The following is a 21,734-nucleotide window of genomic DNA, read 5'->3' on the forward strand; positions in this document are numbered from 1 at the left end:
CGAGGACCCAGAACGCGGTCACTGCTGGGCCCCCTTGAAGTCGCCGCGGTAGTAGTCGTCGTCGCTGCCGAGCAGCTGGGCGTGCGGTGGCTGCTCCATGCCGGGCAGCAGCGGGGCCAGCAGGTCGGACTTCTCGTAGATCAGGCTGGCGCGGCTGTCGTCGGCGAGCTCGTACTCGTTGGTCATCGTCAGCGCCCGGGTCGGGCAGGCCTCGATGCACAGCCCGCACAGGATGCAGCGCAGGTAGTTGATCTGGTAGACGCGGCCGTAGCGCTCGCCGGCGCTGTAGCGGCCGGACTCCCCGTCCGGGCCGAGGGTGTCGTCGTTCTCCGCGCCCTCGACGTAGATCGCGTCCGCCGGGCAGGCCCAGGCGCACAGCTCGCAGCCGACGCACTTCTCCAGGCCGTCGGGCCAGCGGTTGAGCTGGTGCCGGCCGTGGAAGCGCGGGGCGGTGGGCAGCTTCTCCTTCGGGTACTGCTCGGTGACAACCTTGCGGAACATGGTCCGGAAGGTGACGCCGAACCCGGCGACCGGGTCCCAGTACTGCTCCTTGAGGGACGGGCCCTTCTCCCGGGTCCTCTTCGAACCGTGCTGGTCAGCCATTGCTCACCCCTGAATCGCGAACGGTCTCATGGTCGGTCTCATGGGCGGAACGGAACACCAGCGGCGCGGCCGCGCCCCGGACCGCGCCCCCGGCCGGCATCGGCGGGACCGGGAAGCCCCCGGCACGCGGCGTGGCGATGTCGAGGTCGGCCTCGTCGTCCTCGGCCTCGGGCACGAGGAAGGTCAGCAGCAGCACGACCAGGACGACACCGACCACGATCATCCAGAACTGCGGATTGCTGCCGAAGCCCTCATCGAACACCCCCTCGTTGCGCGCGGCCCGCATCGTCGCGACCGCGACGATCCACACCAACGAGATCGGGATCAACCGCTTCCACCCGAACGCCATGAACTGGTCATAGCGCAGCCGCGGCAACGACCCACGCAGCCAGATGAACACGAAGATGAAGAAGAACACCTTCCCGAAGAACCACAGCACCGGCCAATAGCCGGAGTTGGCGCCCGCCCACACCTCGTCGATCCACAACGGCGCACGCCAGCCGCCCAGGAACAGGGTCGTCGCGAGCGCCGAGACCGTGGCCATGTTGATGTACTCGGCGAGGAAGAAGAGCGCGAACTTCAGGCTGGAGTACTCGGTGTGGAAGCCGCCCACCAGCTCGCCCTCGGCCTCGGGGAGGTCGAACGGCGCCCGGTTGGTCTCCCCCACCATGGCGATCGCATAGATCACGAACGACGGCAACAGGATCAGCCCGAACCACAGATTGTCCTGCGCCGCGACGATCTCGCTGGTCGACATCGACCCGGCGTACATGAACACCGCGACCAGGGCCAGGCCCATCGCGACCTCGTAGGAGATCATCTGCGCGCTCGAGCGCAGCCCGCCCAGCAGGGAGTACGTCGACCCGCTGGACCAGCCGCCCAGCACGATGCCGTAGATCCCGATCGAGGCGATCGCCATCACGAACAGCACCGCCACCGGCATGTCCGTCAGCTGCAGCGGCGTCTGGTGGCCGAAGAAGCTCACCTCCGGCCCGAACGGGATCACCGAGAACGTCACGAACGCGGGCACCACGACGATGACCGGCGCGAGGACAAAGACCACCTTGTCGGCGGCCTTGGGGATCAGGTCCTCCTTGAAGGCGAGCTTCACGCCGTCGGCCAGCGACTGCAGCAGCCCGAACGGGCCGTTGACGTTGGGCCCGATCCGGTGCTGCATCCGGGCCACCACCCGGCGCTCGGCCCAGATGTTGAACAGCGTCAGCAGGACCAGGATGACGAAGATCAACAGGGTCTTGAGGCCGACGATCCACCAGGGATCGTTGCCGAACGCGTCCAGGCCCATCAGCCGTGCACCCCTTCCGCTCCCGTGATCGTGACCGGGCTCCCCGGCGAGGCGAGATCGGCGAGCACGCCGTTGCCGACCGAGTTGGCCGGCACCCACACCACGCCCTCGACGAGGTCGTCGCAGATCTCCGCGGGCAGCGTCATCGACCCGCGATCGCCCGTGAGCGTCACCGTCGGTCCGTACCGGTCGAAGTCGGCGCCGGTGACCAGCGCGACCGGCGTCCGGGCGGTCGCCTTGAGGTACTTGTCGCCGTCCTGCATCGACCCGTTGTCCAGCAGCTGCTTCCAGGTCGAGAGCAGCACCGTCGACTCGCGGCGTTCGGCGGGGGCTCCCGGCGCCTGTGGGGACTCGGCCCGTGCACCGTCCCAGGGGCCGAGCTGGGCCATCTCGGCCCGGACCTCGTCGACGGTGCGGAAGCCGAGAGGCGTGCCCAGCTCCTCGGCGATGCCGGCGAGGGCGCGCAGCTCGGGGAGGGACGCGGGGTTGTGCAGCGCCGCCTCCCAGGGACGGGCCCGGCCCTCCCAGTTGACGAAGGTGCCCGCCTTGTCCGTGGTCGGGGCGACGGGGAAGACGACGTCGGCGCGGTCGGTCACCTCGGTACGCCGCAGGTCGAGGGCGACCACGAACCCGGCGGCGTCGATCGCGGCGCGGGTGGCGGCGGGGTCGGCCGTGTCGTCGGGGTCGACCCCCGCGACGAGCAGCCCACCGAGGTCGCCGGCCGCCAGGGCGGCGACGATCGCGTCGGCGTCGCGGCCGGGCGCCTCCGGCAGGGAGGGGACCCCCCAGGTGGTGGCGACGTCGACGCGGGCGGCGGCCTCGGCGACCGGCCGGCCGCCGGGCAGCAGGGTCGGCAGGCAGCCGGCCTCGACCGCACCGCGGTCGCCGGCCCGGCGCGGCACCCAGGCCAGCCGGGCGCCGGTGGAGGCGGCGATCTCGGCGGCGGCGCCGAGGGCGCCGGGGACCGTCGCCATCCGCTCCCCCACCAGCAGCACGCTCGTGGCGTCGAGCTCGCCGGCGAGGGCCCGCAGCGCGGCGGGCTCGTCGCCGGGCGCCGTCGGCACCAGGCGGCCCGAGAGCTTCGTGAGACCGCGGGTCGTGAACGGCGCCAGGCTGACCACCTCGGTGCCGCCGGCGCGGACCGACTTGCGCAGGCGCAGGAAGATCGCGGCCGCCTCGTCCTCGGGCTCCAGGCCCACGAGGACCACCTTCGCGGCGGACTCCAGGTCGTCGTACGAGACCGGTGCGAGGCCGCCGGTGGTCACCGCGCCGGCACCACGCACCGTCCCGGCCACGTGGCTCGCCAGGAAGGCGGTCTCCTCGGCGGAAAGCGGCCGGGCGCGGAAGTCGATGTCGTTGGTGCCGAGCGCGACCCGGGCGAGCTTGCTGTAGGCGTAGGCGTCCTCGGTGGTGAGCCGGCCGCCGGTGAGGACGCCGACCCCGCCGGCCTCGCGGGCGGCCGCCAGGCCGCGCGCCGCGACGGTGAACGCCTCCGGCCAGGACGCCGGGCGGAGGCTGCCCTGCCCTCCATCAGGCAGAGTGTCGCGGACCTGCGGGTAGGTGAGCCGGTCGTCGGCCTGCGCGTAGGCGAAGGCGAACCGGTCCTTGTCGCTGATCCACTCCTCGTTGACGTGCGGGTCGTCGCCGGCCTGGCGGCGCATCACCTTGCCGCGCCGGTGGTCGACCCGGATCGCGGAGCCGCACGCGTCGTGCTCGGCGACACCGGGCGACGAGACGAGGTCGAAGGGGCGCGACCGGAAGCGGTACTGCTCGGAGGTGAGCGCGCCGACCGGGCAGATCTGGATGACGTTGCCGGAGAAGTACGACAGGAAGGGCGCGTCCTCGGCGATGCCGATCTGCTGCTCGGCGCCGCGCTCCACGAGCGCGATGAACGGGTCGCCCGCGATCTCGTCGGCGAAGCGGGTGCAGCGCTGGCACACGATGCAGCGCTCGCGGTCGAGCAGCACCGTCGGCGAGAGGTTGATCGGCTTGGGGAAGGTCCGCTTCACGCCGCGGTTGCGCTCGTCGGAGAAGCGCGACTCCCCGCGTCCGTTGGACATCGCCTGGTTCTGCAGCGGGCACTCGCCGCCCTTGTCGCACACCGGGCAGTCGAGCGGGTGGTTGACGAGCAGCAGCTCCATCACGCCCTGCTGCGCCTTGTCGGCGACCGGGCTGGTGACCTGGGTGCTGACGACCATGCCCTCGGCGACCGGCAGCGTGCAGGAGGCCTGCGGCTTGGGGAAGCCGCGGCCGTTCCCCGCATCGGGTACGTCGACCAGGCACTGGCGGCAGGCGCCCACCGGCGCGAGCAGCGGATGGTCGCAGAACCGCGGGATCTGCACGCCGATCTGCTCGGCGGCGCGGATCACCAGCGTGTCCTTGGGGACGCTGACCTCGACACCGTCGATGGTGACGGTGACCAGGTCGGTGCGCTCGACCGTCTTGTCGGGGGTCGTGGTCATGCCGACACCTCCTGTCCGGCCCACGCGGTCGACCTCGCCGGGTCGAAGGGACACCCGCCGTGGGTGAGGTGGGCGAGGTACTCCTCGCGGAAGTACTGGATGGAGCTGGTGATCGGGCTCGTGGCGCCGTCGCCGAGAGCGCAGAACGCGCGGCCCAGGATGTTGTCGCACTGGTCGATCAGCTGGTCGAGGTCCTCCTCGCTGCCCTGGCCGCTCTCCAGCCGGGCCAGCGCCTGCACCAGCCACCAGGTGCCCTCGCGGCAGGGCGTGCACTTGCCGCAGGACTCGTGCTTGTAGAACTCCGTCCAGCGCAGCACCGCCCGCACCACGCAGACGCTGTCGTCGAAGATCTGCAGCGCGCGGGTGCCGAGCATGGAGCCCGCGCTGGCGACGCCTTCGAAGTCGAGGGGCACGTCGAGGTGCTGGTCGGTGAACAGCGGCGTGCTGGAGCCGCCGGGGGTCCAGAACTTCAGCTGGTGTCCCTCACGGACCCCGCCGGCCAGGTCGAGCAGCTCGCGCAGGGTGATGCCGAGCGGCGCCTCGTACTGGCCGGGCCGCTGCACGTGGCCGGACAGCGAGAAGATGCCGTGGCCCTTGGACTTCTCGGTGCCCATCGAGGCGAACCAGGCGGCGCCGTTCTCGACGATCGCGGGGACGGAGGCGATGGACTCGACGTTGTTGATGACCGTCGGGCTGGCGTAGAGGCCGGCGACGGCGGGGAACGGCGGGCGCAGCCGCGGCTGCCCGCGCCGGCCCTCGAGGCCCTCCAGCAGGGCGGTCTCCTCGCCGCAGATGTAGGCCCCGGCGCCGGCGTGGACGACCACGTCGAGGTCGTAGCCGGAGCCGTGGATGTCCTTGCCGAGGTGCCCGGCGGCATAGGCCTCCGCCACCGCGGCCTGGACCCGGCGGATGACGTGGACGACCTCGCCGCGGATGTAGATGAACGCCTTGTTGGCGCGGATGGCGTAGGAGCTGACGATCACGCCCTCGACGAGCACGTGGGGGTTGCCCATCATCAGCGGGATGTCCTTGCAGGTGCCCGGCTCGGACTCGTCGGCGTTGACGACGAGGTACTTCGGCTTCGGGTTGTCCTGCGGGATGAAGCTCCACTTCATGCCGGTCGGGAAGCCGGCGCCGCCGCGACCGCGCAGGCCGCTGTCCTTGACGCAGGCGATGACGTCGTCGGGGCTCATCGCGAAGGCGACGTCGAGGGCGGCGTACCCGCCCCGGGCCTCGTAGGTCGCCAGCTTCCAGGACCGCTCGGCGTCCCAGATGTCCGTCAGGACCGGGGTCAGCACGTCGCTCATGCGTCCGCCTCCTTCGCCTCGACCGCCGGTGGCGCCGCGGGCTCGGGCGCCGTCCAGCCCCGCTCACGGGCGATCTCCAGACCCACCAGCGACGCCGGACCCGCCGAGGGGCCCTCGTCGACGCGACCGTCGGGGAAGCCGGCGAGCACCCGCTCGGCCTCGCGCCAGGTGCACAGCCGCGGGCCGCGGGTGGAGCTGACCTCGTGGCCGGAGCGCAGCGCCTCGACCAGCTGGACCGCCGACTCGGGGTCTGGTTGTCCATGAACTCCCAGTTGACCATCATCACCGGCGCGTAGTCGCAGGCGGCGTTGCACTCGATGTGCTCGAGGCTGACGGTGCGCGAGTCGCCCTGGCGCTGGGCGGCGACCTCGTCGTTGCCGATCTCGAGGTGCTCCTTGAGCCGCTCGAAGATCGCGTCGCCGCCCATCACCGCGCACAGCGTGTTGGTGCAGACGCCGACGTGGTAGTCGCCGACGCCGTGCCGCTTGTACATCGTGTAGAAGGTCGCGACGCCGTTGACGTCGGCGGCGCTGATCTCGAGGATCGCGGCGCAGGCCTCGATGCCCTCGGGGGTGATCCGGCCCTGCACGGACTGCACGAGGTGGAGCATCGGCAGCAGGCCCGAGCGGGGCTCGGGATAGCGGGCCGCGATCTCGCGGAGCTCGGCGAGCGTCTTGTCGTCCAACGGTGCAGTGGTGCTCATCGGTCGACGCCTCCCATCACGGGGTCGATGCTCGCGATGGCCACGATGACGTCGGCGATCTGGCCGCCCTCGCTCATCACGCCCATCGCCTGGAGGTTGTTGAACGACGGGTCGCGGAAGTGCGCCCGGAAGGGGCGGGTGCCGCCGTCGGACACGACGTGCGCGCCGAGCTCGCCGCGGGGCGACTCGACGGGCACGTAGGCCTGTCCGGCAGGGACCCGGAAGCCCTCGGTCACCAGCTTGAAGTGGTGGATCAGGGCCTCCATCGACTCGCCCATGATGTGGCGGATGTGGTCGAGGCTGTTGCCCATGCCGTCGCTGCCGATGGAGAGCTGGCTGGGCCAGGCGACCTTCTTGTCGGCGACCATGACCGGCGCGCCCTCCAGCTTCGCGAGCCGGTCGGCGGCCTGCTCGATGATCCGCAGCGACTCCCACATCTCGTTGAGCCGCACCCGGAATCGGCCGTAGGAGTCGGCGGTGTCCCAGGTCTGCACGTCGAAGTCGTAGGTCTCGTAGCCGCAGTAGGGCTGGGCCTTGCGCAGGTCGAAGCCGTAGCCGGTGCTGCGCAGGACCGGGCCGGTGAGGCCGAGCGCCATGCAGCCCTCGAGGTCGAGGTGGCCGACGTCCTCCAGGCGGGCCTTGAAGATCGGGTTGGCGTTGCAGAGCGCGGCGTACTCGGGAAGCCGCTTCTTCATCAGCGCGATGAACGAGCGGATGTCGTCGAGCGCGCCCGGGGGCAGGTCCTGCGCCACGCCGCCGGGGCGGATGAACGCGTGGTTCATCCGCAGGCCGGTGATCAGCTCGAACAGGTCCAGCACCAGCTCGCGCTCGCGGAAGCCGATCGTCATCACGGTCAGCGCGCCGATCTCCATGCCGCCGGTGGCGATGCAGACCAGGTGGGAGGAGAGCCGGTTGAGCTCCATGAGCAGGACCCGCATGACCTGGGCCTTCTCGGGGATGTCGTCCTCGATGTCGAGAAGGCGCTCGACGCCCAGGACGTAGGTGGCCTCGTTGTAGAATGGCGAGAGGTAGTCCATCCGGGTGCAGAACGTGACGCCCTGCGTCCAGGAGCGGTACTCCATGTTCTTCTCGATGCCGGTGTGGAGGTAGCCGATGCCGCAGCGGGCCTCGGTCACCGTCTCCCCCTCGATCTCGAGGATCAGCCGGAGCACGCCGTGCGTCGACGGGTGCTGGGGGCCCATGTTGACGACGATCCGCTCCGCGGCGTCGCCCTCACCCAGATCGGAGGCGATGTCGCCCCAGTCCTGGCCGGTGACGGTGAAGACCCGGCCCTCGGTGGTGTCGGTGCTGTCGGCGTAGAAGTCCTGTGTGGTCATGAGTAGCTCCTCCGCTGGTCCGGCGGCGGGACGCTGGCGCCCTTGTACTCGACGGGGATACCGCCGAGCGGGTAGTCCTTGCGCTGGGGATGGCCCGGCCAGTCGTCGGGCATCAGGATCCGGGTCAGCGCCGGGTGGCCGTCGAAGACGATGCCGAACATGTCCCACGTCTCCCGCTCGTGCCAGTCGGCGGCGGGGTAGAGCGGGACCAGGCTCGGGACCCTGGCGTCGCCGTCCGGCGCGGCGACCTCGACCCGCACGCGGCGGTTCCAGGTGTAGGACATCAGGTGGTAGACGGCGTGCAGCTCGCGCCCGGCGTCGCCCGGGTAGTGCACGCCGCTGACCCCGGAGAGCAGCTCGAAGCGCAGGCTCGGGTCGTCGCGGAGCAGCCTGGCCGCCTCGAGCAGGTGGTCGCGGTGGATGTGGAAGGTGATCTCCCCGCGGTGGATCACGACCTGCTCGATGAGCGGGTCGAGCACGTCGGCCACCGTGTCGAACCAGCCGCCGTAGGGCCGCTGCGCGGCACCGGGCAGGACGACGGGCGCCACCAGGCCGCCGTACCCGCTGGTGTCGCCGGACCCCCGCACGCCGAACATGCCGTGGCGCTCGCCGACGGCGCGGACCTCGATGCCGGGCTCGCCGAGCGCCTCGGGGGCGTTCTCGGGCGACTGGTCGGTCGCCGGCTGCTCGACCGCCTTGTCGGGCTTGTCCGCGGGCTTGTCGTCGCTCACCGCAGCATCCCCCTCATGTCGCTGGTGGGCAGGGCGGCGAGGCCCTCGGCCTCGAGCTCGCGGATCTGGGCCTGGCGGTTGGCGCCGAGCGGCGTGTGCTGGACCTTGTCGTGGAGCTTGAGGATCGCGTCGATGAGCATCTCCGGGCGCGGCGGGCAGCCGGGGAGGTACATGTCGACAGGGACGACGTGGTCGACGCCCTGGACGATGGCGTAGTTGTTGAACATGCCGCCGCTGCTGGCGCACACGCCCATCGCCAGCACCCACTTGGGCTCGGCCATCTGGTCGTAGATCTGCCGCAGCACCGGCGCCATCTTCTGGCTGACCCGGCCGGCCACGATCATCAGGTCGGCCTGCCGCGGGCTGGCCCGGAAGACCTCCATGCCGAACCGCGCGAGGTCGTACTTCGGGCCGCCGCTGGTCATCATCTCGATCGCGCAGCAGGCCAGGCCGAAGGTCGCGGGCCAGAAGCTGGCCTTGCGCATGTAGCCGGCCAGGCCCTCGACCGTGCTCAGCAGGACTCCGCTCGGGAGCTTCTCTTCGATACCCATGTCAGTTTCCTCCCGTTGAGGGCCGCGAGGCGCCGAGGTGCATCGTGGTCCTCAATCCCAGTCGAGGCCGCCCCGACGCCAGACGTAGGCGTAGGCGACGAAGACGGTGGCGATGAACAGGACCATCTCGACCAGCCCGAACCAGGCCATCGCGTCGAAGCGCACGGCCCAGGGGTAGAGGAAGATGATCTCGATGTCGAAGACGATGAAGAGCATCGCGGTGATGTAGTACTTCACCGGGAAGCGGCCCACCAGCGCCTGCGGCGTCGGCTCGATGCCGCACTCGTAGGAGTCGAGCTTGGCGCGGTTGTAGCGCCGCGGCCCCACCATCGTGCTCATGACGACCGACCCGACCGCGAACAGCGCCGCCAAGGCCGCCAGCACCAGCACCGGCGTGTAGAGCTCCATGAGCCTCCCTCTCGTGACCTTGTGAACAGAATCACTAGTGGTGTGAAGCACATACTGCCACTGCTGGGTCCGCCCGTCACAGCGGGGTCGCAATATCGCGAAATGCCCCCTGACCTGCGGATTTAGCACACATCGAGGTGTCGAAAATCCCCCGCGCGGGTGACCTCGAGGAGGAGGCGACCGCCGCCCCCTTGGGCGGGGTCGTCGGCTCACCGGCACCAGGCGTCACAGCGGAGGGGCAGTTCATGCGGTTGTCAGGGGTTGCAACCCCTGACAACCGCATGGATCCCCGGACATCCGGGGATCCATGCAGCCGCAGCCCGCAGTGGCCGGGCGCGATCCCCGGGCAGGACGGCCGGCGGGTCAGGCGGTGCCGCGGTGCAGGGCGACGATGCCGCCGGAGAGGTTGCGCCACTGGGGGCGGGACCAGCCGGCCTCGGCGATCAGGTCGGCCAGGCCGCGCTGGTCGGGCCAGGCGCGGATCGACTCGGCGAGGTAGACGTAGGCGTCGGGGGCGGAGGAGACGGCGCGGGCGACGGCGGGGAGCGCCTTCATGAGGTACTCGATGTAGACGGTGCGCCACGGGCCCCAGGTCGGGTGGCTGAACTCGCACACGACCAGCCGGCCGCCTGGCTTGGTGACCCGGCGCAGCTCAGCGAGGCCGGCGAGCGGGTCGACGATATTGCGCAGCCCGAAGGAGATGGTCACGGCGTCGAAGGTGGCGTCGCGGAAGGGCAGCCGGGTGCCGTCGCCGGCGGTGAACGGCAGGTGGGGCAGCTGCCTCTTGCCGACCTGCAGCATGCCGATCGAGAAGTCGCACGGCACCACCTCGGCGCCGGCGTCGCGGAAGGGCTGGCTGGAGGTGCCGGTGCCGGCGGCGAGGTCGAGCACCCGGTCGCCGTACGACGGGTCCACGGCGGCGAGCACCTCGCGCCGCCAGCGGCGGTCCTGGCCGAAGGACAGGATGTCGTTGGTCAGGTCATAGCGCCGCGCGACGGCGTCGAACATCCGTCGTACGTCGGCGGGCTGCTTGTCGAGCTCTGCGCGGGCCACCGCGGCAGCCTAGTCGGCGCCCGCCGACGGCCGCCGACCGCCTCAGAGGCGCGCGGCGAGCAGGTCGCGGAGCTCGCGGTAGTGCCGCTCGGCACCGGCCTCCTGGTAGCTGCTGGTGTCGGCCATCGTGAAGCCGTGGGGGGCGTCCGGATAGGTCGCGCTGGCGAACTCCAGCCCGTGCTCGCTGAGCGTGCGCTCCAGCAGCGCGATCGCCTCCGGCGGCATCGAGGGGTCCTGGTCCGCATGGGCGAAGACGAACGCCGCCCGCGCGTCGGCCAGCCCGAGATGGGGGCTGTCCGGCGCGTCGGTGGCGAGCCGGCCCGCGTGGAAGCTGCCGACCGCGGCGATGTCGTCGGGCCGGGCGCAGGCGGTCCGGACGGCGACGGCGCCGCCCATGCAGTAGCCGGTGGCGCCCAGCGGTCCGTCCGCCACGCCGACGAGACCGCGCAGGGCCGCGACGTGGTCGGCCGCGTCGGCGACGATCAGGTCCGGGGTCAGCGCCCGGACCCGGGTCATCGCCTGGCCGATCGCCGCCTCGCGGCCCTCCGGCGTGCGCAGGTCGCCCTGGGGCGCGAGCTCGGCGACGGTGCCGTCGCGGTGGAACAGGTGCGGCGCCAGGACGACGTACCCCCAGGACGCGATCCGGTCCGCCATCGCCTGGATCTGCGGCCGCAGCCCGAAGGCGTCGGCGAAGAGGAGCACGCCGGGGTGCTCCCGCCCGCCGTCGTCCGGGCGGCCGACGATAGCGTCGATGGCGCTCACCCCTTCGCGGCGAGCTCGAGGACGCGGTCGACGTACGACGCCACCTCGTCGGGCGCGAGCCCGGTGGCGTAGACGTCGTAGCTCAGGCCGTCGCTCTCGGCGCGGCACTCGGCCTGGTAGTTGGCGGCCGGCACCTCCTCGCCGGTGGGCAGGCCGGTCGTCGGGTCGACGCTCTCCTGCCAGGCGACGGCGCAGCGGTGGCCGCCGATCTCGCGGAGCTCGTAGTGGGAGCCGCCCTGCTGGTCGATCGCGAACGGGCCGCTGGGGATGACCAGTCCGGCCCCGCCGGGCGTGACGGTGACGGCGAGCTGGGCGGGCGCGGACTGCGCGTCGGACTGGCCCATCACCTTGGCGTCGACGTACGCGCGGACCTGCGCGGCCCCGTAGATCGTCGCGAGGTTGCTGGACGCCTCGGTGTCGCCGTCCGCGGCGCGGTCGGCGACCTGCTGGACGGCCTCCAGGTCGGCCTGGTCGGTGAGGCCGGCGTCCTCGGCGGTGACCGCGGAGAGGGCGATCATCCGGTCGTCGAGCCGGTCCGGCAGGGTGGGGAGATCGGCGGAGGACACCGCCGCGGCGTCGTCGACGACCTTGGGGAGGCCGACGCCGAAGCCCACGGCTCCGGCGAGGAGGAGGACGCCGGTGGTGGCGCCCACGACGGTGGATCGAGCGATCGGCATCGGGCCATCATGCCCGGTCGACCTGTGCGGCCCCTGAGCGGCCCTGGAGCGGCCCTTCTCAGAGGTCCGCGCCGTCGGACAGCCGGGCGTACTCCAGCCCGTCCGCTCCCAGGAACCTGCCGAACTGCGCGTCCGCCACGCCGAGCCCCTCGGTGGAGAACACCCGGTCGTGGATCGCCACATTGCGCGCGGCGCCGACGCCGCGGGCGAACTCCACGCCCTCCGAGACCCGCATCCACGGGGCGCACACCGGCACCAGGAGTACGTCGACCGGGACCCCCGGCCCCTCCAGCGCGTCCCCCGGGTGGAAGAGCGTGCTCTCCCCCGCGGTCAGCAGGTAGCCGGTGTTGTGGAACCGCGGCAGCTCCGGGTGGATCACGGCATGCAGCTCGCCCACCGCCCGGACCCCGATCCCGCCGATCGACCAGGCCTCCCCCGGCGCGACCACGGTGACCCGCTCCACCAGGTCGGGCGCACCCTCGCGGATCTGCGCGGCAACCGCGTCGATCGTGTAGATCGGGGCGTCGGCGGCCCGCAGGTGGTCCGGGTCGTAGTGGTCGGGGTGCTCGTGGGTGATCAGCACCGCGTCCGCGCCGTCGACGGACTCCCGCTGGCTCCACCCGCCGGGGTCGAGGACGACCGTCGTACCGTCGTGCTCGATCCGGACGGCGGAGTGACCGAACTTGGTGAGGCGCATGGCGCCCACGGTAGTCGGGGTCGCCGAGGCTCAGGGCTCCACGAGCCCGGCCCGGATGGCGTACCGGGTGAGCTGGGTGCGGTCGGACATGCCGAGCCGGGCGAGGATGTGGGAGCGGTGCTTCTCGACGGTCTTGACGCTGATCGAGAGGATCGTGGCGATCTCGCGGGTGGAGCGGCCCTCGGCGATCAGCTTGAGCACCTCGTCCTCGCGCGGGGTGAGCACGGTCTCGGGGACCCGCTCGCCGCGCGCCAGCCGGTCGAGGTAGTCGCGCACCAGCGCGCCCATCGCGCCGGGGTAGACGAACGCCTCGTCGCGCATGGCGGCGCGGCAGGCCTCGACGAGGTCCTCGTCGACGACCGACTTCAGCACGTAGCCGCTGGCGCCGAGCTTGAGGGCCTCGAAGAAGTACTGCTCGTTGTCGTGCATCGACAGCATCAGGATCCGCGGCGGCTCGCGGCGCCGGTTGATCTCGCGCGCGGCCTGGAGCCCGGTCATCGTCGGCATCGCGATGTCGAGGACGACGAGGTCGACGTCGATCTCGCGCAGCAGCGCCACCGCCTCCGCGCCGTCCGAGGCCTCGGCGACCACCTCGATGTCGGGCTGCTGCTCGAGGATCAGCCGTACGCCGTGCCGGACCAGCGCGTGGTCGTCGGCGAGCAGCACCCGGATCCTCCCGGCCGGCGCGCTCATGCCGGCACCCGCAGCCGCACCGTCGTCCCCCGTTCGGCGGAGACCACCTCGACCGATCCGCCCACCAGGTCGGCGCGGTCGCGCATGCCCGCGATCCCCGTCCCGGCCTGCGCGTCGGCGGAGCCCGCGAAGCCCCGCCCGTCATCGATGACCTCGAGCACCACCTCGTCGCCCAGCCGCAGCAGCGACAGCTCCACCCGGGAAGCCGCCGCATGACGCACGACGTTCGTCAGCGCCTCCTGCGCGACCCGGTAGATCACGATCTCCGCCTGCGGCGACAGGTCGGGCAGGCCCGGCCCGAAGTTGCGTCGTACGGCGGGCCCGCCGTGCCGGGCGACGTCGGTCGCCAGCGAGGCCAGCGCCGCCTGCAGGCCGAGGTCGTCGAGGACGCCGGGACGCAGCTCGCGCGCCACCCGTCGTACGTCGTCCAGGCCGGCGCGCGCGCTCTCCCGGACCGAGGCCAGCTCCTCGCGCAGGTCGGGCGGCGCCTGCTCCTCGAGCCGCTTGAGCCCGAGCAGCACGACGGTCAGGCTCTGGCCCACCTGGTCGTGGAGCTCCTGGGCGACCCGGTGCCGCTCGGCCTCCTGGGCGGCGAGCGCCTGGGCGTTGCTGGCGCGGCGGTCGTCGTCGAGCCGCTCCAGCATGGCGTGGTAGCTGCGGACCAGCTGGGCGCCCGGCCCCTCGCCGCCGGCGTCGAGCCGCTGGCCGACCCCGCCGAGACGCACCGTCGCCATCTCGCGGATCACCCGGTCGACCGGCCCGAGCGCACGCCGCAGCAGCACGGCGGTGACCGCCAGGACCAGGGCCAGCCCGACGACCAGCACCACCGCCTCGGACACGACGACCTGCCGGGAGACCCGGGCCGGGGAGAGCAGCAGCACCAGCAGGCTCGCGCACAGCACGGCGCCGTTGATCAGGCAGACCTTCCAGTAGAGGGAGGAGTTCGCGAGCCGCACGGTGTCCACCTTCGCCCACCGCGCCGTCCGGGGCCAGCCACCACTCCCCTCGCGCGCGGAAATGGGGGGTAGCACCCATACCGTGGCGGGCCGCCGTCGACTTGGCTGGACACATGCCGCCCGACTCCCCCCTGCGCCGCCTGCTCGGCCTGCGTTCCGGCCGGGTGCACGACGACACCCGTCCGGGAGGCAGCGCCGGCAGCCAACCGGTGTACGTCGTGCCCGTGACGGTCCGGGAGCGGACCGAGGACGACGCCGACATCCGCCTCCTGCTCGACGCCAAGCTGTCCTCGGCGACGCTGCCCCAGGCGGAGGTCGACCGGATCGCGCTGGCGCTCATCGTCCCCGCCGCGAGCACCTGGGTACGACGCCAGCGGCTCGCGACGCTGGAGGACTCCCTCGGCCCGCGGCTGCGCGAGGTCGAGGAGGGCGTGTGCCACCAGACCCGCGCGCTCGGGGCGGACCTGCTGTCCGTGGAGGTGGTCGCCGTGGAGCACCTGCTCGTCTCGCCGTCGGCCGACGCCGAGCACCGCATCGACCTGGAGGGTGACGATGAACGCTGAGCTGGAGCTCGCCATCGCGGTCGGGATGCTGTGCGCGGCCGTCGGCTTCGCGGTCGGCCTGGCCGTGGGCCGGGGCCGGCAGCCGCGCTGGGCGGAGAAGGGCAGCTTCACCCACAAGGTGTCGATCGGGTTCGCCACCCTCGACCGGATGGACGGCGTCCTGCTGCGCTTCGAGGTGGAGCCGGAGTCGAAGATGTCCGGCGTCGAGGTCGGCGAGCTGCGGCTGCCGCCCGGTGCCGCGGTCTCGCTCATCACCCGCGGCAAGGACGCGCTGGTGCCCTCCGGGCGGACCACGCTCCGCACCGGCGACCAGGTGCTCGTCGTGACCGCCCTCGGCAAGGTCGACGAGGTCGAGGACCGGCTGCGCGCGGTGAGCCGGTACGGCCGGCTGGCCGGCTGGTACGAGTCGCTCGAGCCCCCGAACTCCGCCCGGGCCTTCGGCGTACGGACCGCCGGGGAGAGTGCGGCGTGATCCTCACCTCCGCCGCGCTCTCCATCTTCATCGTCGCCTACGCCCTCATCGCCACCGAGCGCGTCCACCGGGTGGCGGCCGCCCTCGGCGGCGTCGCCGGGATGGTGGTGATCGGGCTCGTCGACGCGAACTCGGCGTTCTTCGACCACCACACCGGCATCGACTGGAACGTCATCTTCCTGCTGTTCGGGATGATGATCATCGTCGGCGTCCTCAAGCAGACCGGCCTCTTCGAGTTCCTCGCCCTGTGGGCGGCGCTGAAGTCGGGCGGGCGCCCGTACCGGCTGCTCGTGCTGCTCGTCCTGATCAGCGCGACCGTCGCCCCGATCCTCGACAACGTGACCTGCGTGCTGCTGGTCGCGCCGGTCACGCTCTCGGTGTGCCGGCAGCTCAACCTCCCGTCGGCGCCGTACCTGATCTCGCTCATCCTGGCCTCCAACATCGGCGGCACGGCGACGCTGATCGGCGACCCGCCCAACATCATCATCGGCAGCCGTGCGGGCCTGAGCTTCCTCGACTTCCTCATCCATTCCCTGCCGCTGACGATCATCCTGCTGTTCGTCTTCGTGGTGATGGCCCGCTGGCTGTTCCGCCACGACCTGTCGCGATCGGTCGACGTCGGCGACGCGCTCGGCGGCCTCCACCCCCGCGACGCGATCACCAACATGCGGATGCTGCGCCGCTCCCTGATCGTGCTGGCGCTCGTGATGGTGGCCTTCAGCCTGCACACGGTGCTGCACCTCGACCCGTCGGTCGTCGCGATGATGGGCGCCGGCGCGACCGTGCTGGTGTCGCGGACCGAGCCGGAGGAGTTCCTCGAGGAGGTCGAGTGGGGCACGCTCGCCTTCTTCATGGCGCTCTTCGTCCTGGTCGGCTCCCTCGTCCAGGTCGGCGTCATCGGCCGGATCAGCGAGCTCGCCGCCGAGGCGATGGGCGACCGCGAGCTGGTGGCCGCGACCGCGCTGCTCTTCGGCTCCGGCGTGGTCGGCGCCTTCGTCGACAACATCCCCTACACCACGGCGACGGTCCCCATCGTCGAGGAGATGGTGGCCGCCACGGCGTCCTCGGGGCCGACAGCCCGCTGTGGTGGGCGTTCGTCTTCGGCGCCGACCTCGGCGGCAACGCCACCGCCGTCGCCGCCGGAGCCAATGTCGTCGTCCTCGGCATCGCCGCCAAGGCCGGAGAGCCGATCAGCTTCTGGAAGTTCACGAAGTACGGCCTCGTGGTCACCGCTGTCACCCTCGTCATCGCCTGGCTCTACGTCTACCTCCGCTACTTCGTGCTGGTCTGAGCTCGGACACGGTCGCGCGTTTGGCCGCCGGACGACCGGGGAGGGTCGCGGTGGGACCGGGCTCAGGAGGCGACGGATGCGGATGGATCGGGCGGATCGGACGGGGATCTCGACGGTACGGCGGCGTACGGCGCTCGCCGCGGGGGTGCCGCTGGCGCTGGTGCTGACGGCGCTCGCGCCGGCGACGCCCGCAAGCGCGGTCACGCCGGGCCAGGGCTACCAGGCGGTGCGGCAGCTCGTGGTCGACGGCGACGACGACCTGGCCGTCAACCCGGCGACGGGCGACGTCTATGTCGTCGACGACAACTTCGACCGGCTCAAGCGGTACAGCGCGGCGGGCGCGCTGCTGAGGAGCGTGGACCTCGACGCCGCCGGCGGGGTGGAGGTCGGGCCGCAGGGGTGGGTGTACGTCGTCGACGACGACCGGGTCGCGATCCTCGACGCGGGCCTCGACCTGATCGGCCACACGCCGGTGGAGAACGTCGGGTTGACCGACGTGGCGGTGGGCGCCTCCGGTGACATCTACGTCACCGACGTCGTCGACGACGAGGTGATCCACTACGCGGCGAACGGCAGCTATGTGGGCCGCTGGGGCGGCTCCGGGAGCGGCGCCGGCCAGCTCGACAACCCCCAGTCCATCGCCGTGGGACCCGGCGGCGACGTCTACGTCGGCGAGCGGTGGAACAACCGGGTGTCCCGGTTCGGTCCCGGCGGGGACTTCCGCGGCACGTGGGGCAGGTCGGGACCGGCAACGGCGCGTTCCAGTGGCCCATCGGCCTCGCCACCGACGCGCAGGGGAACGTCTACGTCGCGGACTACGCCGACGGCGGGGCGCAGGGCGGCAGGATCCAGGTCTTCACCGCCACCGGCGCGTACCTGACCAGCATCGGGTCCTTCGGGAACCCGCCCTTCAAGATCTTCGGCCCCCGGGACGTCGACGTGGACCCCGGCGGCCAGGTGCACGTGCTCACGACCGACGCCTCGGCGAGCAATGTCGTCGTCACCTTCGCCCCCGCGGTCGCCGCCACCGGCACGGGGAAGGCGAAGATCGTCAAGCCCAAGGGCGCGGCGAAGCTCCAGGGCAAACGGATCCGGATCACGCTCACCTGCGTCAAGTCCGGCGGGAGGTGCACCGGCGTCGTGACGGTGGCGGTGAAGGGCACGACCGTCACCAAGCCGAAGTCGTACGCCGTCAAGCCCGGCAGGAAGAAGACCATCACCGTGAAGACGACCAAGCCGGGCCGCAAGGTGCTGCGCAAGAAGGCCGTCACCAAGGCGGTCGTGACCGCGCACGGCAGCACCCGGAAGATCAAGATCCGCCGCTGACGCCGCTCTCCCCTGTCCGGGTCGGTCAGCCCAGGCCGAGGATCCGCACGCACTCCAGCGCGACGTACAGCTCGGCGGCGTCGACCGGTCGGGCGAGGTCGCGGCCGGTGATCTCCTCGAGCCGGCGGATGCGGTAGCGCACGGTGTTGCGGTGGACGTGCAGCTCCCGGGCGGCGGTGGAGGTGGAGCCGCCGGCGGCCAGCCAGGCGCGGGCGGTCGCGAACACGACGGCCCGGTCGTCCTCCGGCAGCGCGAGCACCGGGGCCAGGACGGCGTCCACGAGCACCCGGGCCTGGTCGGGGCTCCCGGCGAGGAGTACGGCGAGCGGGTCGGAGCCGAAGCGACCGACCATCGCGGCGCCGGGTGAGACCGCGGCGCAGGCGACCCGCGCCTGGCGTCGCGCCTCCTGGATCTCGTCGAGGCGGGCGACCACGCTGCTGATGCCGACCCGCGCCCGCGCCAGGCCGTCCAGCGCCTCGGCCAGGTGGTCGGCGCCGAAGCCGCGCCGGAGGGCGACGACGCCCTCCTGGTGGTCGTGGTCGAGCCGCCAGGCCGAGCGGACGTTGCTGCGACGCAGCACCCGCTCGACGTCGGGGAGGCCCTCGCTGCCCGGCGACGGCGACTCGGCCGACACGACGACGTACTCCGTGGCGCGCCCGAGGTCGAGCATGCCGGCGGTCTCCCCGACGTACGTCGTGGCGTCGGCGTCGCCGTCGAGCAGCGAGCCGACCAGGACGGCCCGCATCTGCCCGTCACGGCGCGCGCGGTCGGCCAGGGCGCGCCGGTAGGCGTCGGTGACGTCGGCGGCGAGCTGGTCGCTGACCGCCCAGATGTCGGCGGCGGCGAGCAGCAGCAGGTCACGGTCCTCGGGGTCGGCCCGGTCGACGAGCACCTCCCAGATGAAGCGGGCGCCGACCCGGAAGGCCTGCAGCACCACGGCGTAGGGCACGCCCTGCTCGGCCCGGGTCGTGCCGGTCTCGGTGGGGGTGTCTCCGGCGGCGACGTCGCCCGCGAGGTTCCCGAGGATGTAGCGGGTGTTGACCGTGCACGAGGCGACCAGCTCGTCGTGCGTCACGGCCTCCCCGGCGTCGTACACGGGGATCTCGGAGCGGATCCGCTCGGCCATGGCCGCACCGAGCGCGGCGGACTCGGGCAGCAGCCGCGCACTGAGCTTGCGCACCTCGGGGTTCACGTCCGGTCCGTCCACAGCACTGACAGTAGGACGTCCGTTGTGCATGAGCACACACGATCGCCCGGAAAGTCGGTGCCGACGGCCGAAGCGCGGGACCGCCTCGGCAGGGGATCTTGGATGTCATGAGCACCACGCACCTGGCCGACGCCGCCGCCCCCCTCGATGTCCTGATGGTCGACGCGGCGCTCGGACCGCTGCGCCGCTTCGTCCCCGACTCCTCCACCGCGCGCTGGGCGATCTCGATGGCGCGGCGTCCCCGCGCGACCGGACGCCGCCTGGGCGACCTGGCCGCCGAGGCCGCCCGGATCGTGGCCGGCGCCTCCGACGTCGAGCCGGCGCGCGGCGACCGCCGGTTCGTCGACGCCGGGTGGTCGGAGAACCCCCTGCTCCACCGTCTCGTCCAGCTCTACCTGGCGGGTGCCCGGACCGCCGACGAGCTGGTCGCCGACGCGGAGGCGGACCTGGACCCGCGGGACCGCAAGCGGGTGCGCTTCCTGGTGGAGAACGTGGTCGAGGCGGTGTCACCCAGCAACGTCCCGCTGGTCAACCCCGCCTCCGCGAAGGCCGTCATCGACACCGCCGGGCTGAGCCTGGTGCGCGGCGCCGGCAGCCTGGTCAGGGATCTCGCGTCCGCGCCGCGGGTGCCCGAGATGGTCGACACCAGCGGGTTCGAGCTCGGCGAGAACATCGCGGCCACGCCCGGGGCGGTGGTCTTCCGCAACGACCTGCTCGAGCTGATCCAGTACCGGCCGCAGTGCGACGAGGTCTACGAGGTGCCGGTGCTGCTGGTGCCGCCGACGATCAACAAGTTCTATGCGATCGACCTCGCGCCCGGGCGCAGCCTGATGGAGTTCAGCGTCCAGAGCCACCGGCAGATGTTCGCCATCTCGTGGCGCAACCCCGACGCCCGGCACGCCGCGTGGAACATCGAGACCTACGTCCGGGCGATCCTCGACGCGCTGGGCGCGGTCGAGGAGATCACCGGCAGCGAGCGGACCGTGCTCGGCGGGATCTGCTCGGGCGGCATCCTGGCCAGCATCACCGCGGCGTACCTCGCCGGCATCGGCCGCCTGGACCGGATCGCCGCGGTCTGCCTCGCCGTCACCGTGATCGACAACGCGGGCGCGGGGACCGTGTCCGCGCTCACCGACCCGCGGCTGGCGCAGGCGGCCAAGGCGAGGTCCGCCCGCAAGGGCTATCTGGACGGCCGGTCGCTGGCGGAGGTGTTCGCGTGGCTGCGGCCCAGCGACCTGATCTGGAACTACTGGGTCAACAACTACCTGCTCGGCAAGCGGCCGCCCGCCTTCGACATCCTGTTCTGGAACGCCGACACCACCCGGATGACGGCCGGCCTGCACGCCGACTTCGTCGACCTCGCGATGGACAACTCCCTGACCCGCCCGGGTGCGCTCAAGGTGATGGGGGTGCCGATCGATCTCGGCAGCGTCACGGTGGACAACTACATCGCCGCCGGCATCGCCGACCACATCACGCCCTGGGAGAACTGCTACCGCACCACCCAGCTCCTCGGCGGCCCGAGCCGGTTCGTGCTCTCGACCAGCGGCCACATCGCGGCCCTGGTGAACCCGCCGACGAACCGGAAGGCGAGCTTCCGGACCAACGACGACCACTCCTCCGACGCCCAGGCCTGGCTGAAGGACGCCACCGTCACCGAGGGCAGCTGGTGGACCGACGTCGCGGCCTGGCTGGACCGCCGCTGCGGCGACCTCCGGCCCGCGCCGGAGGAGCTGGGCTCCGCCCGGCTCCAGCCACTGGCCGAGGCCCCCGGCACCTACGTCTTCGACAAGTGAGGTCACCTGCGTTGAAGCCCGGGTTGGAGCTGCGCCAGCTCACCGTCCTCGGCCACTCGATCCGGGTCGCCGTCCGCCCCGGCACGGACGCCGGCCCGCCGCTGCTGCTGTGCAACGGCATCGGCGCCAGCCTGGACCTGCTCCAGCCGTTCGTCGAGGCGCTCGACCCGCGGATCGGGGTGGTCCGCTTCGACGTACCCGGCGTCGGCGGCTCCCCCGACCCCCGCGTGCCCTACAACTTCCCGCTGCTCGCCCACGGCGTGGGGAGGATGATGACCGCGCTGGGATTCGCGTCGTACGACGTGCTCGGCATCTCGTGGGGCGGCGGGCTCGCGCAGCAGCTCGCCCTCCAGCAGCCGCGCCGCTGCCGCAGCCTGGTCCTGGTCAGCACCGCCACCGGATCGCTGATGGTGCCGGCGCCGCCGCGGGTGCTGCGCAAGATGGTGACGCCGCAGCGGTACCGCGACGCCGACTACGCCGTCCAGGTCGCCGCGGAGCTGTACGGCGGGCAGATGCGCGACCGACCCGACGACGTACGCCGTCTCATGCACGCCCACTCCCGCGTCGGCTCGCGCCGCGGCTACCTCCTGCAGCTGCTCGCCGGCGCCGGCTGGTCCAGCCTCCCCGCCCTGCCGTTCCTCCGGCAGCCCACCCTGATCCTCGCCGGCGACGACGACCCGATCATCCCGCTCGTCAACGCGCGGATCATGGCGCGGCTGATCCCCCACGCCCGGCTGCACGTCTATCGCGACGGTCACCTCGGCCTGGTCACCAGCGCCGATGTGCTGGCCCCGCTGATCGCGGACTTCCTGCGGGGGTGAGGTGGTGCCGGTCGC

Annotated in this window: 21 protein-coding genes and 1 pseudogene; 5 read left to right on the plus strand and 17 right to left on the minus strand. The window is 72.1% G+C overall.

The window, feature by feature from the left end; translation table 11 throughout:
- Positions 1 to 18: 18 nt before the first annotated feature.
- The 16 genes and pseudogenes from nuoI to FIV44_RS11165 form a co-directional block, all read right to left on the minus strand.
- Positions 19 to 603 carry an NADH-quinone oxidoreductase subunit NuoI gene (gene nuoI, locus FIV44_RS11095; protein WP_141004487.1) on the minus strand — a complete coding sequence of 195 codons (585 nt, stop codon included), beginning with the start codon at positions 601 to 603 and terminating at the stop codon, positions 19 to 21.
- Positions 596 to 1,906: an NADH-quinone oxidoreductase subunit NuoH gene (gene nuoH / locus FIV44_RS11100; protein ID WP_141004488.1), complete on the minus strand. Its 1,311-nt coding sequence runs from the start codon at positions 1,904 to 1,906 to the stop codon at positions 596 to 598. Before nuoH ends, nuoI begins: the two co-directional genes overlap by 8 nt.
- On the minus strand, positions 1,906 to 4,368 hold the full coding sequence (locus FIV44_RS11105; protein ID WP_141004489.1) for an NADH-quinone oxidoreductase subunit G: 2,463 nt from the start codon (positions 4,366 to 4,368) through the stop codon (positions 1,906 to 1,908). Before FIV44_RS11105 ends, nuoH begins: the two co-directional genes overlap by 1 nt.
- A complete protein-coding gene (gene nuoF, locus FIV44_RS11110; protein ID WP_141004490.1) occupies positions 4,365 to 5,675 on the minus strand; it encodes an NADH-quinone oxidoreductase subunit NuoF in 1,311 nt (436 codons plus the stop codon). Before nuoF ends, FIV44_RS11105 begins: the two co-directional genes overlap by 4 nt.
- A complete protein-coding gene (locus FIV44_RS34015; RefSeq protein ID WP_425465162.1) occupies positions 5,672 to 5,989 on the minus strand; it encodes a hypothetical protein in 318 nt (105 codons plus the stop codon). The genes nuoF and FIV44_RS34015 overlap by 4 nt, the downstream gene beginning before the upstream one ends.
- Positions 5,974 to 6,378 (minus strand): annotated as a pseudogene (locus tag FIV44_RS34020) (NAD(P)H-dependent oxidoreductase subunit E); the annotation flags it as partial. The gene FIV44_RS34015 and the pseudogene FIV44_RS34020, both read right to left, overlap by 16 nt.
- Positions 6,375 to 7,715: an NADH-quinone oxidoreductase subunit D gene (locus tag FIV44_RS11120; protein ID WP_141004491.1), complete on the minus strand. Its 1,341-nt coding sequence runs from the start codon at positions 7,713 to 7,715 to the stop codon at positions 6,375 to 6,377. The pseudogene FIV44_RS34020 and the gene FIV44_RS11120, both read right to left, overlap by 4 nt.
- Positions 7,712 to 8,446, minus strand: coding sequence for an NADH-quinone oxidoreductase subunit C (locus FIV44_RS11125; RefSeq protein WP_141004492.1), 735 nt, complete (start codon positions 8,444 to 8,446; stop codon positions 7,712 to 7,714). Before FIV44_RS11125 ends, FIV44_RS11120 begins: the two co-directional genes overlap by 4 nt.
- Positions 8,443 to 8,997 carry a NuoB/complex I 20 kDa subunit family protein gene (locus tag FIV44_RS11130; protein WP_141004493.1) on the minus strand — a complete coding sequence of 185 codons (555 nt, stop codon included), beginning with the start codon at positions 8,995 to 8,997 and terminating at the stop codon, positions 8,443 to 8,445. The genes FIV44_RS11125 and FIV44_RS11130 overlap by 4 nt, the downstream gene beginning before the upstream one ends.
- Before the next feature lie 51 nt (positions 8,998 to 9,048).
- A complete protein-coding gene (locus tag FIV44_RS11135; protein WP_141004494.1) occupies positions 9,049 to 9,405 on the minus strand; it encodes an NADH-quinone oxidoreductase subunit A in 357 nt (118 codons plus the stop codon).
- 363 nt (positions 9,406 to 9,768) lie between these two features.
- Entirely contained in the window at positions 9,769 to 10,458 is a 690-nt protein-coding gene (locus FIV44_RS11140; RefSeq protein ID WP_141004495.1) for a demethylmenaquinone methyltransferase, read from the minus strand.
- Between the two features lie 42 nt (positions 10,459 to 10,500).
- Complete coding sequence (locus tag FIV44_RS11145) at positions 10,501 to 11,220, minus strand: dienelactone hydrolase family protein (protein ID WP_141004496.1); 720 nt, start codon at positions 11,218 to 11,220, stop codon at positions 10,501 to 10,503.
- On the minus strand, positions 11,217 to 11,897 hold the full coding sequence (locus tag FIV44_RS11150; RefSeq protein WP_141004497.1) for a hypothetical protein: 681 nt from the start codon (positions 11,895 to 11,897) through the stop codon (positions 11,217 to 11,219). The genes FIV44_RS11145 and FIV44_RS11150 overlap by 4 nt, the downstream gene beginning before the upstream one ends.
- 58 nt (positions 11,898 to 11,955) lie before the next feature.
- A complete protein-coding gene (locus FIV44_RS11155) occupies positions 11,956 to 12,594 on the minus strand; it encodes an MBL fold metallo-hydrolase (RefSeq protein ID WP_141004498.1) in 639 nt (212 codons plus the stop codon).
- 30 nt (positions 12,595 to 12,624) lie between these two features.
- Positions 12,625 to 13,287 carry a response regulator gene (locus tag FIV44_RS11160; RefSeq protein ID WP_141004499.1) on the minus strand — a complete coding sequence of 221 codons (663 nt, stop codon included), beginning with the start codon at positions 13,285 to 13,287 and terminating at the stop codon, positions 12,625 to 12,627.
- On the minus strand, positions 13,284 to 14,243 hold the full coding sequence (locus FIV44_RS11165; RefSeq protein WP_141004500.1) for a sensor histidine kinase: 960 nt from the start codon (positions 14,241 to 14,243) through the stop codon (positions 13,284 to 13,286). Before FIV44_RS11165 ends, FIV44_RS11160 begins: the two co-directional genes overlap by 4 nt.
- Before the next feature lie 113 nt (positions 14,244 to 14,356).
- Here FIV44_RS11165 and FIV44_RS11170 point away from each other — a divergent pair, with 113 nt between their 5' ends.
- The 3 genes from FIV44_RS11170 to FIV44_RS32080 are packed head-to-tail and all read left to right on the plus strand — an operon-like array spanning position 14,357 to position 17,449.
- Positions 14,357 to 14,806 (plus strand): hypothetical protein, encoded by a 450-nt coding sequence (locus tag FIV44_RS11170; RefSeq protein WP_141004501.1) that lies wholly within the window; start codon positions 14,357 to 14,359, stop codon positions 14,804 to 14,806.
- Positions 14,796 to 15,278: a TrkA C-terminal domain-containing protein gene (locus tag FIV44_RS11175; RefSeq protein ID WP_141004502.1), complete on the plus strand. Its 483-nt coding sequence runs from the start codon at positions 14,796 to 14,798 to the stop codon at positions 15,276 to 15,278. Before FIV44_RS11170 ends, FIV44_RS11175 begins: the two co-directional genes overlap by 11 nt.
- Positions 15,275 to 17,449, plus strand: coding sequence for an SLC13 family permease (locus FIV44_RS32080; RefSeq protein WP_246086916.1), 2,175 nt, complete (start codon positions 15,275 to 15,277; stop codon positions 17,447 to 17,449). Before FIV44_RS11175 ends, FIV44_RS32080 begins: the two co-directional genes overlap by 4 nt.
- A 471-nt stretch (positions 17,450 to 17,920) precedes the next feature.
- Here FIV44_RS32080 and FIV44_RS11195 read toward each other — a convergent pair whose 3' ends face one another.
- Positions 17,921 to 19,102 (minus strand): PucR family transcriptional regulator, encoded by a 1,182-nt coding sequence (locus tag FIV44_RS11195; protein ID WP_141004505.1) that lies wholly within the window; start codon positions 19,100 to 19,102, stop codon positions 17,921 to 17,923.
- A gap of 107 nt (positions 19,103 to 19,209) precedes the next feature.
- Between FIV44_RS11195 and FIV44_RS11200 the strand changes: the two genes are divergently transcribed.
- Together FIV44_RS11200 and phaZ are read left to right on the plus strand one after the other, a co-directional pair.
- On the plus strand, positions 19,210 to 20,898 hold the full coding sequence (locus FIV44_RS11200) for a PHA/PHB synthase family protein (RefSeq protein WP_141004506.1): 1,689 nt from the start codon (positions 19,210 to 19,212) through the stop codon (positions 20,896 to 20,898).
- A gap of 11 nt (positions 20,899 to 20,909) precedes the next feature.
- Complete coding sequence (gene phaZ / locus FIV44_RS11205; protein ID WP_141004507.1) at positions 20,910 to 21,719, plus strand: poly(3-hydroxyalkanoate) depolymerase; 810 nt, start codon at positions 20,910 to 20,912, stop codon at positions 21,717 to 21,719.
- The last annotated feature ends 15 nt before the right edge of the window (positions 21,720 to 21,734 follow it).

Origin of the sequence: Nocardioides humi (genome assembly GCF_006494775.1) — a bacterium.
Taxonomy (GTDB): domain Bacteria; phylum Actinomycetota; class Actinomycetes; order Propionibacteriales; family Nocardioidaceae; genus Nocardioides; species Nocardioides humi.